Origin of the sequence: Phenylobacterium sp. 58.2.17 (genome assembly GCF_026411515.1) — a bacterium.
In the GTDB taxonomy this organism is placed as follows: domain Bacteria; phylum Pseudomonadota; class Alphaproteobacteria; order Caulobacterales; family Caulobacteraceae; genus Phenylobacterium.
The window spans coordinates 1-15605 of the sequence record NZ_JAPMTQ010000029.1; the positions used below are offsets into that span (position 1 = coordinate 1).

Here is a 15605-nt window from a genome sequence, read left to right on the forward strand (position 1 = left end):
TGCTGGTCGAGCCGGACCCGACGCCCGGCGGCGCCGCGGCCCGCGCCGGCGCGCTGGGGGCCGAGCGCAGCTACGAGCGCTGCATCGCCGTCACGCCCGGGGCGCTGACCTTCGACGCGCGGGTGAAGAAGGACCTGGCCAAGGACATCGAGACGGCCCTCAAGAGCCCCGGCCACGCCATCGCCGTCGCCCCGCTGCGCACCTTGCTGGCGCAAGGCGGCGTGCTCGATCAGCTCCGCGCCAAGGGCTACGAAGTGAAGACGCCGGGGGATGTGGAAGCCGATTGATAAGGATGCTCCCCCCATGGGGCAGCTGTCAGCCGCTGGCTGACTGAGGGGGACTTTGGCTCAAGCGGCTTGAGAGCAGTCCCCCTCCGTCTCGGCGCCTCGCGCCGAGCCACCTCCCCCAGAGGGGAGGAATTAGGAACGGTCTTACAGGCCCGGCAGCTTGATGCGGGTCTGCTTCTCGCGGGAGATGACGACGGGCTTGTCGCCGGTCAGGCTCTTGATCTTGGCTTCTTCGGCGGCCGGATCGACCGGAGCCGGGACGTTGTCGCCGGCCGCGGCCACGACCGCGGCGCTGCCGCCGGTGGTGTCGCCCGGCTTCCAGAACATCACCTTGTCGGCGAACGACTTGTCCTTGTGGGCCAGGGCGCCGGTCTCGTCGTCGACGACGTAGCGGATCAGCGGGTCGGCCTTGTCGGCGCCGGCCTTGGCGACCAGCAGCTTCTCGCCGTCCGAGCGGGCCTGGGCCTCGCGCGAGCCGAGCAGGGCGTTGCGCGCGGCGCTTTCCGGCTGCAGCTCCTGGGGCCGCGGCTCACCGGGCGCCGGCGGGCGCAGGGCGTATTCGGGCGGAACCACCAGCGGGGCCTTCGACACCACGCGGAACTCGTCAGGGGTGACCTTGGTCATGCCCAGCGCGTTGCGGGTGGAATTGCAGCCCGCGAGGCCAAGGCCGGTCGCCGCGACGAGGGCGGACGCGACGAGCACACGGTTCAGACGCATCAACTTTGAGTCTCCGAAAGCCGCCCCCCGGCGGTGAAGGGTGGGTAAATAGCGCATACGGGCATACCCGCCAACGCGATTAAGCAGCCGATTCCTTACGCAGGGAATCGAGCAACAAGAAGACGACGCCGATGGTGATGGCGCTGTCGGCGACGTTGAACACCCAGGGGAAGAACCCCAGACGCTGGAAATCCAGGAAATCGACCACCGCGCCGAAGCGGATGCGGTCGATGGCGTTGCCGATCGCGCCGCCGATCACCAGGCCCAGGCCCATGCCCAGCAGCGGACGGTGAGCCTTGCGCACCCAGATGGCCAGGGCGATGGCTACGCCGATCGAGAACAGGGTCAGGATCCAGCGCACGAGGTCGGCGTCGGCGCGGAACAGGCCGAAGCTGACGCCGCGGTTCCAGACCATGGTCAGCGAGAACGGCCCGGCGATCGGCGTCGAGAACCGCGCCGGCAGGTCGTAGACGTAGAGGATCCAGTACTTCGACAGCTGGTCGGCCAGGATCACGAAGGCGGCCAGGCCATAGGCCGCCCAGCCGAGTTTGGAGATGGACTTCAAGAGTGCTCCCATTTTCCGGTCGCCCCGCTGGAGCGACCGGAACTGTGGTTTATCCTGCGGTCAGGCTCAAGCCCGCGCAGCGTCCCAGGCGGCGACCGCGTCGGCGTCACGCAGGGACAGGTCCGGATAGCGCGGATCGGAGCCGACCTCCGGCAGGATGCGCCACGAGCGCGCGCACTTGGCGCCTTGGGCCTTCAGCGGCTCGACGGCGACGCCGGGCGCCTCGGCCAGCCGGAAGGCCCCGGCCGGGCCTTCACCCGCCGCCAGGGTCGCCTGGCTGGTGCGGAACACCTCGGCGGCGTCCAGGCCGTCAAAGGCCGCCAGCAGGGCCGCGTCGGCGACGTGGACGACCGGGGCGGCCTCCAGCGCCGCGCCCAGGCGCTTCTCGCGGCGCTCGACCTCAAGGGCGCCGGTGACCACGCTGGTCACCAGCTGAATCTTGGCCCAGCGTTCGGCCTCGGCGTCGTTGCGCCAGTCGGCCGGGGTCTCCGGGATCTGCCGCAGGCAGTTGGAGAGGGCCTGCGGATAGCGGGTGGTCCAGGCCTCTTCCATGGTGAAGGGCATCAGCGGCGCCAGCCAGGCGGTGAGCCGCTCGAACACCGCGTCCATCACCGTGCGCGCGGCGCGCCGGCGCAGGGCGTCGGGCCGGTCGCAATAGAGGCTGTCGCGGCGAATGTCGAAGAACAGCGAGCTGAGCTCGTTCTGGCAGAACTCGATGATCGGCCGGATCACGTCCTGGAAGACATAGCCCTCGTAGCCGGCGCGGACCTGGGCGTCCAATTCCCACAGCCGGTGCAGGATGAACCGCTCCAGCGGCGGCATCTGCTCCAACTCCACCGCCTCGTCGGGCGAATAGTCGGCGAGGGCGCCCAGCATGTAGCGCACGGTGTTGCGCAGCTTGCGATAGGCGTCGGCGGTCGTCTGCAGCACGGTCTTGCCGATGCGGCTGTCGTCCGAATAGTCGATCATCGCCGCCCACAGGCGGATGATCTCGGCCCCGGACTCGCGGATCACCGCCTGCGGGTCGACGACGTTGCCCTTGGACTTGGACATCTTCTCGCCGTTCTCATCCATGGTGAAGCCGTGGGTGAGGATAGCGTCGTACGGCGCGCGGCCGCGGGTGCCCGAGCTTTCCAGCAGCGAGGACTGGAACCAGCCGCGGTGCTGGTCGGAGCCTTCGAGATAGAGGTCCGCCGGCCACTTGGTGTGCTCGCGGTTCTCCAGCGTGAAGGCGTGGGTCGAGCCGCTGTCGAACCAGACGTCGAGGATGTCGTCGATCTTCTCGTAGCGGTCCGGATCGTGGCCGCCGAGGAAGTCGGTCACCGGTCGGTTGAACCAGGCGTCGGCGCCCTCGGTCTCGATGGCCGCGATGATGCGGGCGTCGACCTCGGGGTCGTGCAGCGGCTGGTTCGTCTCCTTGTCGACGAACATGGCCAGCGGCGCGCCCCAGGCGCGCTGGCGGCTGATCAGCCAGTCGGGACGGGTCTCGACCATCGCGCGGATGCGGTTCTTGCCGCCGGCCGGATAGAAGGCGGTGGCCTCGATCGCCTCCAGCGCGGTCTCGCGCAGGGTGCGGCCGCCGAGCTGCGGGGTGTCCACCGGCTCGTCCATGCGGATGAACCACTGCGGGGTGTTGCGGAAGATCACCGGCGCCTTGGACCGCCACGAGTGCGGATAGGAGTGCTCCATCCGCCCACGGGCCAGCAGACGGCCGGCCTCGATCAGCTTTTCCATGACTGCGCCGTTGGCCGGGCCGAACTTGCCGGCCTTCTTGCCCTCGGTCTCCAGCACCTTGAGGCCGGCGAACAGCGGCACGTGCGGATAGTAGGCGCCGTCCGGATCGACGGTGTCGGGGATGTCGCGATGACCGTGGGCCAGCCACACCAGGTAGTCGTCCGCGCCGTGGCCCGGGGCGGTGTGCACGAAGCCGGTGCCGGCGTCGTCGGTGACATGGTCGCCGTCGAGCAGCGGCACCTGGAACGCATAGTGGGCGTCCAGCGCGTGCAGCGGATGCTCGCAGACCATGCCTTGCGGATCGACCGACTCCAGCTTGCGCCAGCTGGCGATCTTGGCGGCCTTGAAGACGTCCTCGGCGAGCTTCTCGGCGACGATCAGCTTGTCGCCCGGCTTGGCCCAGGGCTCGAACTCCAGCCCCTGTTCCATCGCCTCGACCACATAGACGGCGTAGTCGATCGAGTCCGAATAGCTGATCGCCCGGTTGGCGGGGATCGTCCACGGCGTGGTGGTCCAGATCACCACGCTGGCCCCGCGGGCCGCGTCGCTGCCCTCGACCACCGGGAACTTCACCCAGATCGTCGGGCTGACGTGGTCGTGGTACTCGACCTCGGCGTCGGCCAGGGCGGTGCGTTCGACCGGGCTCCACATCACCGGCTTGGAGCCGCGGTAGAGCTGGCCGCTGGCCACGAACTTATGGAACTCGGCCACGATCGCGGCCTCGCTCGAATAGTCCATGGTCGCGTAGCGGTTTTCCCAATCGCCGATCACGCCCAGGCGCTTGAAGCCGTCGCGCTGCACGTCGATCCAGTGGGCGGCGTACTCGCGGCAGCGGGCGCGGAACTCGGCCTTGGAGACCTCGTCCTTGCGGCGGCCCTTCTCCTTCAGCTCCTTCTCGATCTGCCACTCGATCGGCAGGCCGTGGCAGTCCCAGCCCGGCACGTAGTCGACGTCGTAGCCGAGCAGGAAGCGCGAACGGACCACGAAGTCCTTCAGCGTCTTCTGCAGGGCGTGGCCGATGTGGATCGCACCGTTGGCGTAGGGGGGGCCGTCATGCAGCACGAACAGCGGCGCGCCGGCGCGCTGCCGCTCGGCGCGGATTGAGTTGTAAAGGTCGGCCTTCGCCCAGCGGGCCAGGATCTCCGGCTCCTTCTGCGGCAGGCCCGCACGCATCGGGAACGGTGTTTCCGGGAGGAAGACGGTTTCGCGATAGTCGCGCGAAGGCAGTTCGGCGTCGTCGGCCATGGGACTTTCCAGCTTTGGCTCGGAGCTTGAGGACTAGGCGGGTGGAACCCGGCGCGCGCTGGAGCGATCGTCCGGCGGCGTCACGCCGGGCGAATAATTCGCAGGGATTTCCGAACCGAAGTCATGCCCCGGGGCTGTAGCAGAGGGCGCCCCCGCGCGCGAGCCCCTTTGCCGGGCGGTGCGGCCGGCGCCGGCGAATTTGACATCGTCCCGCAGGACGGTCAGGATCAAATCAGGATGTGTAATTGCATGAACATGCCGCGCCGAGCGCACCATGCGGGACGCCTAGTCGAAGGAGACTAGCCCCGAGCTCATAGCGGCTGCTCGCCGCGAGTTCGGGGATGCTTTCATCCAAAATCCTGATCACTGGTCTTCGAGCCGCGGCCTGACGCCGCGGGGAGCATCGTGACATGCAAAAACCTCCGCCGCCGCCCGCAGATACTGCGGGTGATCTTTCCCATGCGCCCGATATTCAGCCCGCCGAGCCAAAGGTGATCGCCTTTCCCAGGCGGCCCGCGGCGCCGGCGCGCGCCGACCGCGACGACGACCCGCCGCCCAGCGCGGCCTGACGAACCAAACAGAGGAGCCATCCCATGGCCGCCAAGATGAAGGCCCGCCCGAAGGTGCGGGTGACCGAAGCCGATTTCGAGAAGCTCTCCGCCATCGGCTCGGCGTCGCGCTCGCCGATGCCGGGCGCCAGCATCCTGCTCGAGGAGCTCGAGCGCTTCTCGATCGTGCCCAACACCGACCGCCGCTCGAAGTTCGTGCGGCTGGGCTCGAAGGTCACCTATCGCGACCTGATCCTGAAGCGCGACCGCACGGTGCGGGTCGGCCTGCCGGGCGAGGCGGACGTGGACGAGAACCGCATCTCGGTGCTGGCCCCGGTCGGAGCGGCGCTGATCGGCCTGTCGGTCGGCGACGTGTTTCGCTGGGAGGCCCCCGACGCGCGCCTGCGCGAGATCGAGGTGCTGTCGATCGAGGATTGAGGCGGCGCTCCTCCCGGCCCGTCATTCTCGGGCGAAGTCCCGGGGACCCTCGAACCGCGGGGCGTATGGCCGGCCGGCGCGTAGGCCGGCCATGGCGAACTGGAAGAACCTAGAACTCGGGCAGCAGCAGCGCCCGGGCCTGGGCGGCGTCGACGTTGATCTGCTCGACCATGGCCTCCAGGCTGTCGAACTTCTCCTCCGGACGCAGATAGGCGACCAGGTCAGTCTCGATGACCTGGTCGTAGAGGTCCTCGTCAAAGTCGAACAGCCAGACCTCTAGCCGGGGGGCGATCTCGCCCGGCACGGTCGGATTGACGCCGATATTGGCCACGCCGGCGATCTCGCGCCCGTCGGGCAGGCGGGTGCGGGTGGCGTAGACCCCGAGCTTGGGGATCACGTAGTCGGTCAGGGCGACGTTGGCGGTCGGGAAGCCGATCGTGCGGCCCAGCTTGCGGCCGTGCTCGACCACGCCCTCGATGGCGAACGGCCGGCCCAGGATGGCGGCGGCGTCCTGCGGGCGGCCCTCGCGGAGCGCCGCGCGCACGCCGGTTGAGGAGAACTTCGCTTCGCCGTCGCCCAGGGCCTCGGCCACCGACACCGAGAAGCCCATCTCACGACCATAGACGGCCATCAGTTCGGGGCTGCCGGTGCGGCCCTTGCCGAACGATACGTCGAAGCCGACGGCGACGTGGCGCACGCCCAGGCCCTCGTGCAGCACCTGGGTCGCGAACTCGCGGTCGGTGAGGTTGGCCATCTCCTGGTCGAAGGGCAGGACGTAGAAGACGTCGACGCCGAGCGCGGCGAGGGCGCGGGCCTGCTGGTCGGTGTCCATGATCCGGAACGCCGGGGCGTTCGGCTGGAAGATCTGCCGCGGGTGGGGATCGAAGCTGATCACCCCCAGCGGAGCTTTGAGGGCCTGGGCGGCCTTGGCGGCCTGGGCGATGACCTTCTGGTGCCCGCGGTGCACGCCGTCGAAGTTGCCATAGGCCACGGCCGCGCCCTTGTCGGCCTCGTCCAGCCCCTTCCAGCCATGAACGATCCGCATTGGTTCAGGCGTCCTTAGGGCGGCGCGGCGCCACGACCACGGCCTCGCCATCGACCACCGTCTTGCCGTCCACCTGGCAGAGCGTGGCCAGGGTCACATACCCCCGGCGCTCGTCCAGGGCCTGCACGGTCACCCGGGTGACGACCGGGTCGCCGATCTTCACCGGCCGGCGGAAGCGCAGCGACTGCGTCAGGTAGATGGCGCCGGGGCCCGGCAGCTTGGTGCCCAGCACCGCCGAGATATAGGCGGCCGACAGCATGCCGTGAGCGATCCGGCCCTGGAACGGGGTGGTGCGGGCATAGTCCTCGTCGAGGTGCACCGGATTGGTGTCGCCCGACACCGCGGCGAACGCCTCGACGTCGGCGGCGCCGACGATCTTGGTCGTCTCGGCGCTCTGGCCGACGCTCAAGTCCTCGAAGTAAAGCCCCTGCACGCGCGCGCTCCCTGTCCGATCTCTAGTTAGCGGCTTTTGCTCACCACGCCAGATCGGCGATGGCGTAGGTCGCCCGCGCGCCGTCCTTGGCCAGCAGCGTCTCGACCGCGGCGGCGTCGACGCCGTCCGGGCCGATGGTCTCGGCCCCATGGATGCCGCTGGCGACGAACAGCACGTCTAGGCCCTGGTCGTTGGCGCCCTTGGCGTCGGTGGCCACCGCGTCGCCGATGCACAGCACCCGCGCGCGGTCCAGCGGACGGCCCAGCAGCATCTGCGCCTCGGTCAGGCAGAGGTCGTAGATCGGCGCGTGCGGCTTGCCGGCCATGATCACCTCGCCGCCCATCTCTTCGTAGCGCTGGGCCAGAGCGCCGCCGCAATAGATCAGCCGGTCGCCCTTCTGCACGACGATGTCGGGATTGGCGCAGATCATCGGCAGCTTGCGCGCCAACGCGACCTTGAAGCGGTCCTCGTAGTCGTCCGGGCCTTCGACATCGTCGTCATAGGGGCCGGTGCAGGAGATGAAGGCCGCGTCCTCGGGGCCGGCGAAGGCCAGGTCGAGCCCCTCGTAGAGCGAGGCGTCCTTTTCCGGGCCGATGGCCCAGGCCGGGCCCGGCGCGCGGCCGCCCAGCAGGATGCGAGTGGCGTCGCCGGACGAGATGAACGCCGACCAGGCCTCGCGCGGGACGCCCAGCTGGTCGAGCTGGCTGTGCACGGCGCTCGACGGGCGCGGGGCGTTGGAGATCAGGATCACCGGGCCACGTTCGGCGCGCCAGCGGCTCAGCGCCGCGCAGGCGGCGGCGAAGCTCTCGCGGCCGTTGTGGATCACGCCCCAGACATCGGAGAGCAGGACGTCGTAGCGGTCGGCGACGGCCGAGAGGCCGGTGATCGGGAGGGGCGCGGTCATGGCCTGGGGCGGTAAAGGTACCGCGCGCGCCGGTCAATGCGGCGCGCGTCAGATCCGGGTGGCGGCCACGTGCCGGCGGGCCAGGACCCCGACTCCGCCGCGGGTGCGGGGGGGCGGTTCGTCGTAGCGTGCCGGCTCGGCGGCCGGGGCGTCGGCCTCGGCCAGCACCGCATCGCGGATGGCGCGCGGCTCGCCGAACAGGTGGCCTTGGCCATAGGCGATGTCGAGTTCGAGGATGTCGACGATCTGGCGCTCGCTCTCGACCTTCTCGGCGACGATCTCGACGCCGTAGCGGCGGGTCAGCGAGGCGAAGTCCTGGGCCGCCAGGTCGGGCAGCGAGCGCAGGATGAGGCCCTCGTCGGTCTCGACCAGCTCGTCCAGCAGGAACGGCGCGGCGATCTTGAGGAATTTGACGTCCGAGCGGGCCAGGTCCTGGAAGTCGATGTCCAGGTCGGTGACCTTATCGAGCGAGAAGCGGAAGCCGAGGTCGGCCAGCTTGCCCATGTTGCGCGCCTCGACCGAGCCGCGGGCGTCGAACGCCGCCTGCCCCAGTTCGAAGATCAGCGCACCGGACAGGTCGCGGTTGGCGGCCAGCAGGTCCAGAAACTGCGGGAAGAAGCTTTCGTCCGCCAGGCTGGCGATCGAGATGTTGCAGAAGATGCCGACCTTGCGGTCCTGCTTGGCCAGCCGCCGGACGATCTGCACGCAGCGGAACAGCAGCAGGTTGTCGATCGAGGTGACCAGGCCTTCGGGCTCGGCGACCGCCAGGTACTCGGCCGGCATCATCACCCGGCCGGTGGCGTCGCGCAGGCGCGAATAGCTTTCGTAGAAGACGGTGCGGCGCTGCGGCAGGCCGACGACCGGTTGCAGGTAGAGGTCGACGCGGTTCTCCGCCAGGGCCTCGCGCACGGTGTCGAGCAGGGCGGCCGATTGGTGGCGGCGCAGGGTCGGCTCATGGGGAGCCTGCCGGGCGCCGGTGCTGACTCGCTCCTCCAGGCGCTGGCCCATGCGCTGGACCAGGTCCTCCAGCATGTGAACCTCGCCTTCGAGCGCCTCGGAACGGCCGGCGTCGTCGCTGACCGCGGCAGCGACCTCGGTCATCCGCGCGTCGACCTGCTCCATCTGCGACAGCATCACGCGCTGGGCTTCGCGCACCGCGTCGAGTTCCTTGCGCAGCGCGCGCAGCTTCAGGGACTGGCCGATCAGGCCGTGGACGGCGAAGCAGAGACCCAGGCCTCCGACCAGGGCTGCGACGCCGGCCGCCCAGCCGCCCCCGTTCCGCCACAACAGCAGGGCGACGATCAGCGCTAGACAGAGGTAGGTGGCCGATAGAGCCACCGAGGTGAACTGTCGCATGAGCCCGCAGAATCCGAATCACTTGGATTATCGGATGCGTCGCGTCGACAAGTCGAACGGATTAACGAACGCTTCACAATTCTGAAGCGTTCGGCGGTGGATTACCGCGTCGGAACGGGCTTCTCGCCGCGATAGTCGTAGAAGCCGCGGCCCGCCTTGCGGCCCAGCCAGCCGGCTTCGACGTACTTCACCAGCAGCGGGCAGGGGCGGTACTTGCTGTCGGCCAGGCCTTCGTAGAGCACGTTCATGATCGACAGCACGGTGTCGAGGCCGATGAAGTCGCCCAGCTCCAGCGGGCCCATCGGATGATTGGCGCCCAGCTTCAGCGCGGTGTCGATGGCGTCGACGGTGCCGACCCCTTCGTAGAGGGTGTAGATCGCCTCGTTGATCATCGGCACCAGGATCCGGTTGACGATGAAGGCCGGGAAGTCCTCGGCGTTGGCGGTGGTCTTGCCCAGCGACTTGGCGAAGTTGACGGCGGTCTCGTAGGTGGCCGCGTCGGTGGCGATGCCGCGGATGATCTCCACGAGGTTCATCAGCGGCACCGGGTTCATGAAGTGCAGGCCGATGAAGCGTTCCGGGCGGTCCGACGCCGCACCCAGGCGGGTGATCGAGATCGACGAGGTGTTCGACGCCAGGATGGTGTCGGGGCCGAGGTGCGGGGTCAGGGCCTTGAAGATGGTCTTCTTGACCTCTTCGTTCTCGGTCGCCGCCTCGATGGCCAGGTCGGTCTGGCCGATGGTCTGCAGTTCCGGGGCCGGCTTGATGCGGGCCATGGCCACGTCCATGGCGTCCTGGGCGATCGCGCCCTTCACGACCTGGCGGCTCAGGTTCTTCTCGATCAGCGAGCGACCGGCGTGGATCTTCTCTTCGCTGACGTCGTGCAGCAGGACGTCGTATCCCGCCAGCGCGCAGACGTGGGCGATGCCCGCTCCCATCTGACCTGCGCCGATAATGCCGACCGACTTAATCTGAACCATGCCGAAATAAGCCTCGAATGACTGGGACACGCTCCCTGGCGCGCCCGTTTGCGACGGGTTTCTAACATGCGGAACGGCGCTCTAGCCAAGGCTTTTGCTGCGACGCAGCGTAGCTCGTTGGCGGATCAGGGATTCAGGGCTGGCCCCTGGCCGCCTCGGCCGTCAGCCAGTCGCGCAATGCGTGTATGCGGTGAAGTTTCGGGTTGTCGCCGCGCCAGACCAGATAGAAGGCGAAGGCGTTGCTGACCGCCTGCGGCAGCACCCGCACCAGCCGGCCGCTGGACAGGTCCTGCTCGACCAGCGCCTCGCGCGCCAGGGCCACCCCCATGCCCTGGGCCGCCGACTCCAGCAGCATGATCGAGTCCTCCAGTTCGATCCCGCGGCCGGGGTCCTCCAGCCCGAACGTCTCGAACCAGACGCTCCAGGGCCGATGCCGGTGGCGCAGCAGCGGCGCGCTCAGCAGGTCGGCCGGGGTCCTGATGTCGTGCGCCGCGGCCAGGGCGGGGCTGGCCACCGGAAACAGTCGCTCGTGGAACAGCAGGGCGGTCTCCAGCCCCGGCTCCTGCGCCAGGCCGTAGCGGACCCCGACGTCGACGCCATCGGTGACGAAGTCCGCCACCCGCTCCTCGGCGATGAGGTCGAGGTTGGCGCCGGCCGGATCGGCCAACAGCCGCGGCAGTCGCGCCGGCAGCCATCGCGCCGCCAGCTGCGGGTCAAGGCTGACGACCAGCGGATCGTGGTCGGCGGCGCGGCGGAAGTCGGCGACGCCGCCTTGCAGCACGCCGATCGCCCGTTCGACCTCAGCGGCCAGCCGCTCGGCGGCCGGCGTCGGGATCATCGCGTTGCCCTGGCGCACGAACAATCGCGCGCCGAGTTCGGCCTCCAGCTTGCGGATCTGCTGGCTGACCGCGCCGTGGGTCACCGACAGATCCTCGGCCGCACGGCTGTAGCTGCGGCGACGGGCCGCGGCGGCCAGGGCGCGAAGCGCGAAGAACGGCGGTAGCCGGGTCATGCCTAGTTGTTAGTGCTGCTAACAACCTAGAGCAATATTGATCGTTCGCGCCGGGCGCGGTGGGGGTGCATATCGACCGGGCGGCCGCACCTCCCCAATCGTCACAAGCCCAGGATCTCCCGATGAAAGCCCAGCTTCTCCTGCTGAGCGCGGCCGCCTTGCTGCTGGCCGCGCCGCTGCCCGGCGCGCTCGCCGCGCCGGCCGATGTCCAGACCTATGTCGCTTCGGCGACCGCCGAGGCCGGCGAGCGTCTCGCCGCCCGCGACGTCGACCTCGGCGCGCGCACCGTGGCGGTGCGCGGCCGCGTCCAGGCCGACCGCCTGAGCGGCGTGCGCATCGCCCGCTCCAGCGGCTCTGCCGAACTCGACGATCAGGTCGTCGCGGCCCTGAAAAACCTGCGCACCGACGTCGCGCCGGTCGATCTGGCCGGGCGCGAGATCACCCTGACCCTCGGGGCGCCGGCCGCGGCGGACGCCATCGCCACCCGCTAGACCCTTTCCGCTTCAAGCGGCTTCCACTTGAAGCTGTCACGCTCTGCCCCGCTGGCGGGCGGGCATGAAAAAGGGGCGGTCCCTGGCGGGGCCGCCCCTTGATCGTTCGGTTCCTGGAACCGCGTCCGGTTTACTTGCCGGCCGCGGTCAGGGCGTCCATCAGTTCCGGCACCGCGGTCTTGTAGTCCGCGACCAGGCCGAAGTCGGCGACCTGGAAGATCGGCGCGTCGCCGTCCTTGTTGATCGCGACGATGACCTTGGAGTCCTTCATGCCGGCCAGGTGCTGGATCGCGCCGGAAATGCCGACGGCGATGTACAGTTCCGGGGCGACGACCTTGCCGGTCTGGCCGACCTGGTAGTCGTTCGGCGCGTAGCCGGCGTCGACCGCGGCGCGCGAGGCGCCGACCGCCGCGCCGAGCTTGTCGGCGAGCGGCTCGATGACCTTCTGGAACTCGTCGGCCGAACCCATGGCGCGACCGCCGGAGACGACGATCTTGGCGCCGGCCAGTTCCGGACGGGCCGACTTCACCAGCTGCTGGTCGACGAACTTCACCTTGGCCGAGACGGCGCCGGCGGGAACGGTTTCGACCGAGGCCGAGCCGCCTTCACCGGCCGCCTTGAAGGCGGTGGCGCGGACGGTGATGACCTTCTTGCCGTCCGACGACTGGACGGTTTCCAGGGCGTTGCCGGCGTAGATCGGGCGCACGAAGGTGTCGGCGCTGACCACTTCGACGATTTCCGAGATCTGCGCGACGTCCAGCTTGGCGGCGATGCGCGGGCTGAAGTTCTTGCCTTGCGAGGTGGCCGGGGTCAGCACCGCGTCGTAGCCGCCCATCAGCGGAACGACGGTGGCTTCGACGGCTTCGGCCAGGCCTTGGCCCAGCTCGTCGCTTTCGGCCAGCAGCACTTTGCGCACGCCGGCGACCTTGGCGGCGGCGTCAGCGGCGGCCTTGGCGTCCTTGCCGGCGACCAGCACGTCCACGTCGCCCGACAGGGCCAGCGCGGCGGTGATGGTCTTGTTGGTGGAGTCCTTCAGCGACGCATTGTCGTGATCGGCGATGACGAGAACGGCCATTAGAGCACCCCCGCGGTCTTCAGGTTGGCGACCAGGTCGCCGGCGGTTTCAACCTTGATGCCAGCCGAGCGCTTGGCGGGCTCGGCGACCTTCAGGACCTTCAGGTGCGGCTTCAGGTCGACGCCCAGCGAGGCGGCTTCCTTGACGTCCAGCGGCTTCTTCTTCGCCTTCATGATGTTCGGCAGCGAAGCGTAGCGCGGCTCGTTCAGGCGCAGGTCGGCGGTGATGATCGCCGGCAGGCCGACTTCGATGGTCTGCAGGCCGCCGTCGACTTCACGGGTCACCTTGGCGGTGTCGGCCGACAGTTCGATCGCCGAGGCGAAGGTCGCCTGCGGCCAGTCGAGGATGGCCGCGAGCATCTGGCCGGTGGCGTTGTTGTCGCCGTCGATGGCCTGCTTGCCCATGATCACCACGTTCGGGTTCTCTTCGGCGATCGCCGCCTTGAGCACCTTGGCCACTTCCAGCGGCTCCAGGTCCTGGTCGGTCTGGATCAGCACCGCGCGGTCAGCGCCCATGGCCAGCGCCTGGCGCAGGGTTTCCTGAGCTTGGGCCGGGCCGATGGAGACGACCACCACTTCGCTCGCCGTGCCCTTTTCCTTCAGGCGGACGGCCTCCTCGACTGCGATCTCGCAGAAGGGATTGATGGACATCTTCACATTGGCGAGGTCGACGCCCGACTGGTCGGACTTCACCCTGGCCTTGACGTTTGAATCGATCACCCGTTTGACCGGGACCAACACCTTCATGGGTCGCTAGCGCCTCAAATTTGTTTTGCGAAAAATTCGGTCGGATGCGGCATAACGGTTCCGCCGAGCATTGCAAGTCGGCGAGGGATCACAGTTCGCCGCATTTTCGGCGAACGAAGCCGCTAGCAGGCCCCTCGGGGGAAGACTAGAAGCACGCCATGAACCGCACCATCGACCGGCTGAAGCTGATCTTTCTCGGCCTCTTCATCGTCCTCAGCGCCGGGACGCTCGTCTATCACGTCGGCTGGGTCTGGCCGGGCCAGAAGTGCGAGGAAGCCGGCGATTGGTGGGATTGGCGCAGCCGCACCTGCGCGAGCCCGATCCTGATCTCGGACATTACCGGCCGGGTGATCAAGAACGACGAGACCCGCGCGGCGGCCAAGGCCGACGCCGCCAAGGCCCGCGCCGAAAAGGCGCCGGAAGCGCCCGCGTCGCCCAAGCCCTAGCGCGTCGCGCCGGACTGCCAGAACACCTCGGCTGCGCCGCGGTCGTTGGCGTGGCGCGCGGCCACGAACAGGAAGTCCGACAGCCGGTTCAGGTACCTCATCGCCTCCGGCCCGACGCTCTCGCCCGTCTCGACCAGCGCCACGGCGATGCGCTCGGCGCGCCGCGCCACGGTGCGGGCCAGGTGCAGGTGCGCCGCCGCCGGCGTCCCGCCCGGCAGGATGAACGAGGCGAGCGGCGGCAGCTGCGCGTTCATCGCATCGATCTCGCGCTCCAGCCGGTCCACCTGCGACTGCACCATGCGCAGGGCGTGGGTCTCGCCCTCCTGGGGGGGCGTGGCGAGATCGGCGCCCAGGTCGAAGAGTTCGTTCTGCACCCGCGCCAGCATGGCGTCGAATTCGCCCGTCGTGTGAAGCCGCGCCAGGCCCAGGCAGGCATTGGCCTCGTCGACCGCGCCATAGGCTTCGACCCGTAGCGAGGCCTTGGATACCGGCTGGCCGGTGGCCAGGCGCGTCGTCCCGGCGTCGCCGGTGCGGGTGTAGATCTTGTTCAGGGTGACCAAGTCAGCCGCCGAACTTGGCGCGCCACCACACCGCCAGCACGAGGATCGCGATGGCGACCGCCTGCAGCGCCACGCGCAGCCGCATCAGCTTGTTCGAATAGGAGCGGCCGAAGTCGCCGCCGCGGAACAGCGCGTACAGCCCGACGAACAGGGTGATGGTCACCGCGGCCAGGCTGATGGGGATGAGGTAGCTGAAGATGTTCATGCCGCGATCTTAGCCGAGATCGCGGTCGCGGGCCTATCGGTTCGCGGGCGCCGGCGGGCGAAATCCGCTGGCGATCAGGCCGATGTGCCGGTCCATGACCTTGCCCATGGCCTCGGCGTCGGCGTCTTCCCAGGCCGCCAGCCGGTAGGTCCAGGCGTAGGAGGCCATCAGGGCGTCGACGATCACCTCCAGGTCGGCGGCCGGGTCGACGTCGCCGCGGGCGATGCCGTCGGTTAGGCAGTCGCGGATCACCAGCCGCAGGCGCTGGTTGCGGCCGTAGGGGCGGCTGGAGGGGCTGAGCGTCCAATTGTAGGCCGCCGCGATGTGGGCGAGGAACAGCCGCGTGCGCCGGGTTTCGAAGGCGTAGTGGATGGCGAAGATCGACTGCAGGCGGTCGGGGGTCGTTCCGCGCAGGTGCGGGACCAGCCGGTCCAGTTCGGCGTAGAGCGCGTCCAGGCGGTCAGCCATGACCTGACTCAGGATGTCGCTCTTGGACGAGAAGGTCGTGAAGACGCTGCCGACCGAAACCGCTGCCAGGCTGGCGATCTCGCGGACGGTGGTGGCGTCGAAGCCCTTGGTCTCGAACAGCTCTCGAGCGGCGTCGAGCACGCGCTGACGCGTCGCCTCCTTCTGGGACTTCCGTACGCTCAAATGTTCCCCCCAGCCTGCATCGGCCGTGCAGGCGCCCCGGCACGTGCTTAGGGCGAATCCTGCGCTAGGAATGCGTGATGTCAGAGGGTGCGACAGTTCGCCGCGGAGCTGAAGTCGGAAATACCCCAGGTAAGACGTAGGCGAGACCTGATCCCGCGGGAGCAGAT

Annotated in this window: 17 protein-coding genes and 1 pseudogene; 4 read left to right on the top strand and 14 right to left on the bottom strand. The window is 68.9% G+C overall.

The window, feature by feature from the left end; genetic code table 11:
• Nucleotides 1–287: pseudogene (locus tag OUA97_RS16125) on the top strand (TraB/GumN family protein); the annotation flags it as partial.
• A 144-nt stretch (nt 288–431) separates the two neighbouring features.
• Here the strand turns inward: OUA97_RS16125 and OUA97_RS16130 are convergent.
• From OUA97_RS16130 to ileS, 3 genes are all read right to left on the bottom strand, one after another.
• Nucleotides 432–1004: a DUF3035 domain-containing protein gene (locus OUA97_RS16130; RefSeq protein ID WP_267233049.1), complete on the bottom strand. Its 573-nt coding sequence runs from the start codon at nt 1002–1004 to the stop codon at nt 432–434.
• Between the two features lie 79 nt (nt 1005–1083).
• Entirely contained in the window at nt 1084–1569 is a 486-nt protein-coding gene (lspA, locus tag OUA97_RS16135; RefSeq protein ID WP_416362438.1) for a signal peptidase II, read from the bottom strand.
• A 66-nt stretch (nt 1570–1635) separates the two neighbouring features.
• Complete coding sequence (gene ileS / locus OUA97_RS16140) at nt 1636–4548, bottom strand: isoleucine--tRNA ligase (RefSeq protein ID WP_267233051.1); 2913 nt, start codon at nt 4546–4548, stop codon at nt 1636–1638.
• 593 nt (nt 4549–5141) lie between these two features.
• On the opposite strand from ileS, the gene OUA97_RS16145 reads away from it, so the two are divergent.
• Nucleotides 5142–5534 (top strand): GreA/GreB family elongation factor, encoded by a 393-nt coding sequence (locus tag OUA97_RS16145; protein ID WP_267233052.1) that lies wholly within the window; start codon nt 5142–5144, stop codon nt 5532–5534.
• A gap of 109 nt (nt 5535–5643) precedes the next feature.
• On the opposite strand, the gene OUA97_RS16150 is transcribed toward OUA97_RS16145, so the two are convergent.
• From OUA97_RS16150 to OUA97_RS16175, 6 genes are all read right to left on the bottom strand, one after another.
• Nucleotides 5644–6579 (bottom strand): bifunctional riboflavin kinase/FAD synthetase, encoded by a 936-nt coding sequence (locus OUA97_RS16150; protein WP_267233053.1) that lies wholly within the window; start codon nt 6577–6579, stop codon nt 5644–5646.
• A gap of 4 nt (nt 6580–6583) precedes the next feature.
• Complete coding sequence (locus OUA97_RS16155; protein ID WP_267233054.1) at nt 6584–7012, bottom strand: MaoC family dehydratase; 429 nt, start codon at nt 7010–7012, stop codon at nt 6584–6586.
• 40 nt (nt 7013–7052) lie between these two features.
• On the bottom strand, nt 7053–7916 hold the full coding sequence (locus tag OUA97_RS16160; protein ID WP_267233055.1) for a TIGR01459 family HAD-type hydrolase: 864 nt from the start codon (nt 7914–7916) through the stop codon (nt 7053–7055).
• 48 nt (nt 7917–7964) lie between these two features.
• Nucleotides 7965–9272: an EAL domain-containing protein gene (locus OUA97_RS16165; RefSeq protein WP_267233056.1), complete on the bottom strand. Its 1308-nt coding sequence runs from the start codon at nt 9270–9272 to the stop codon at nt 7965–7967.
• Nucleotides 9273–9373: 101 nt separating this feature from the next.
• A complete protein-coding gene (locus OUA97_RS16170) occupies nt 9374–10252 on the bottom strand; it encodes a 3-hydroxybutyryl-CoA dehydrogenase (protein ID WP_267233057.1) in 879 nt (292 codons plus the stop codon).
• A 133-nt stretch (nt 10253–10385) separates the two neighbouring features.
• The gene (locus OUA97_RS16175) at nt 10386–11264 is read right to left on the bottom strand and encodes a LysR substrate-binding domain-containing protein (RefSeq protein ID WP_267233058.1); all 879 of its coding nucleotides are present in this window, start codon (nt 11262–11264) and stop codon (nt 10386–10388) included.
• 122 nt (nt 11265–11386) lie between these two features.
• On the opposite strand from OUA97_RS16175, the gene OUA97_RS16180 reads away from it, so the two are divergent.
• Nucleotides 11387–11755: a hypothetical protein gene (locus OUA97_RS16180; protein WP_267233059.1), complete on the top strand. Its 369-nt coding sequence runs from the start codon at nt 11387–11389 to the stop codon at nt 11753–11755.
• 130 nt (nt 11756–11885) lie between these two features.
• Here the strand turns inward: OUA97_RS16180 and OUA97_RS16185 are convergent, their stop codons facing one another.
• Together OUA97_RS16185 and OUA97_RS16190 are read right to left on the bottom strand one after the other, a co-directional pair.
• Entirely contained in the window at nt 11886–12830 is a 945-nt protein-coding gene (locus OUA97_RS16185) for an electron transfer flavoprotein subunit alpha/FixB family protein (protein WP_267233060.1), read from the bottom strand.
• Nucleotides 12830–13576 carry an electron transfer flavoprotein subunit beta/FixA family protein gene (locus tag OUA97_RS16190; protein ID WP_267233061.1) on the bottom strand — a complete coding sequence of 249 codons (747 nt, stop codon included), beginning with the start codon at nt 13574–13576 and terminating at the stop codon, nt 12830–12832. The genes OUA97_RS16185 and OUA97_RS16190 overlap by 1 nt, the downstream gene beginning before the upstream one ends.
• Nucleotides 13577–13734: 158 nt before the next feature.
• Here OUA97_RS16190 and OUA97_RS16195 point away from each other — a divergent pair, with 158 nt between their 5' ends.
• A complete protein-coding gene (locus OUA97_RS16195; RefSeq protein WP_267233062.1) occupies nt 13735–14022 on the top strand; it encodes a hypothetical protein in 288 nt (95 codons plus the stop codon).
• Here the strand turns inward: OUA97_RS16195 and OUA97_RS16200 are convergent.
• Genes OUA97_RS16200 through OUA97_RS16210 form a run of 3 tightly spaced genes read right to left on the bottom strand, consistent with a single transcriptional unit; the run spans nt 14019 to nt 15396 of the window.
• Entirely contained in the window at nt 14019–14582 is a 564-nt protein-coding gene (locus tag OUA97_RS16200) for a cob(I)yrinic acid a,c-diamide adenosyltransferase (protein WP_267233063.1), read from the bottom strand. The two genes, OUA97_RS16195 and OUA97_RS16200, sit on opposite strands and share 4 nt — an antisense overlap.
• Nucleotide 14583: 1 nt before the next feature.
• Nucleotides 14584–14787: a twin transmembrane helix small protein gene (locus tag OUA97_RS16205; RefSeq protein WP_267233064.1), complete on the bottom strand. Its 204-nt coding sequence runs from the start codon at nt 14785–14787 to the stop codon at nt 14584–14586.
• Nucleotides 14788–14820: 33 nt separating this feature from the next.
• On the bottom strand, nt 14821–15396 hold the full coding sequence (locus tag OUA97_RS16210) for a TetR/AcrR family transcriptional regulator (RefSeq protein WP_323690897.1): 576 nt from the start codon (nt 15394–15396) through the stop codon (nt 14821–14823).
• Between the last annotated feature and the right edge of the window lie 209 nt (nt 15397–15605).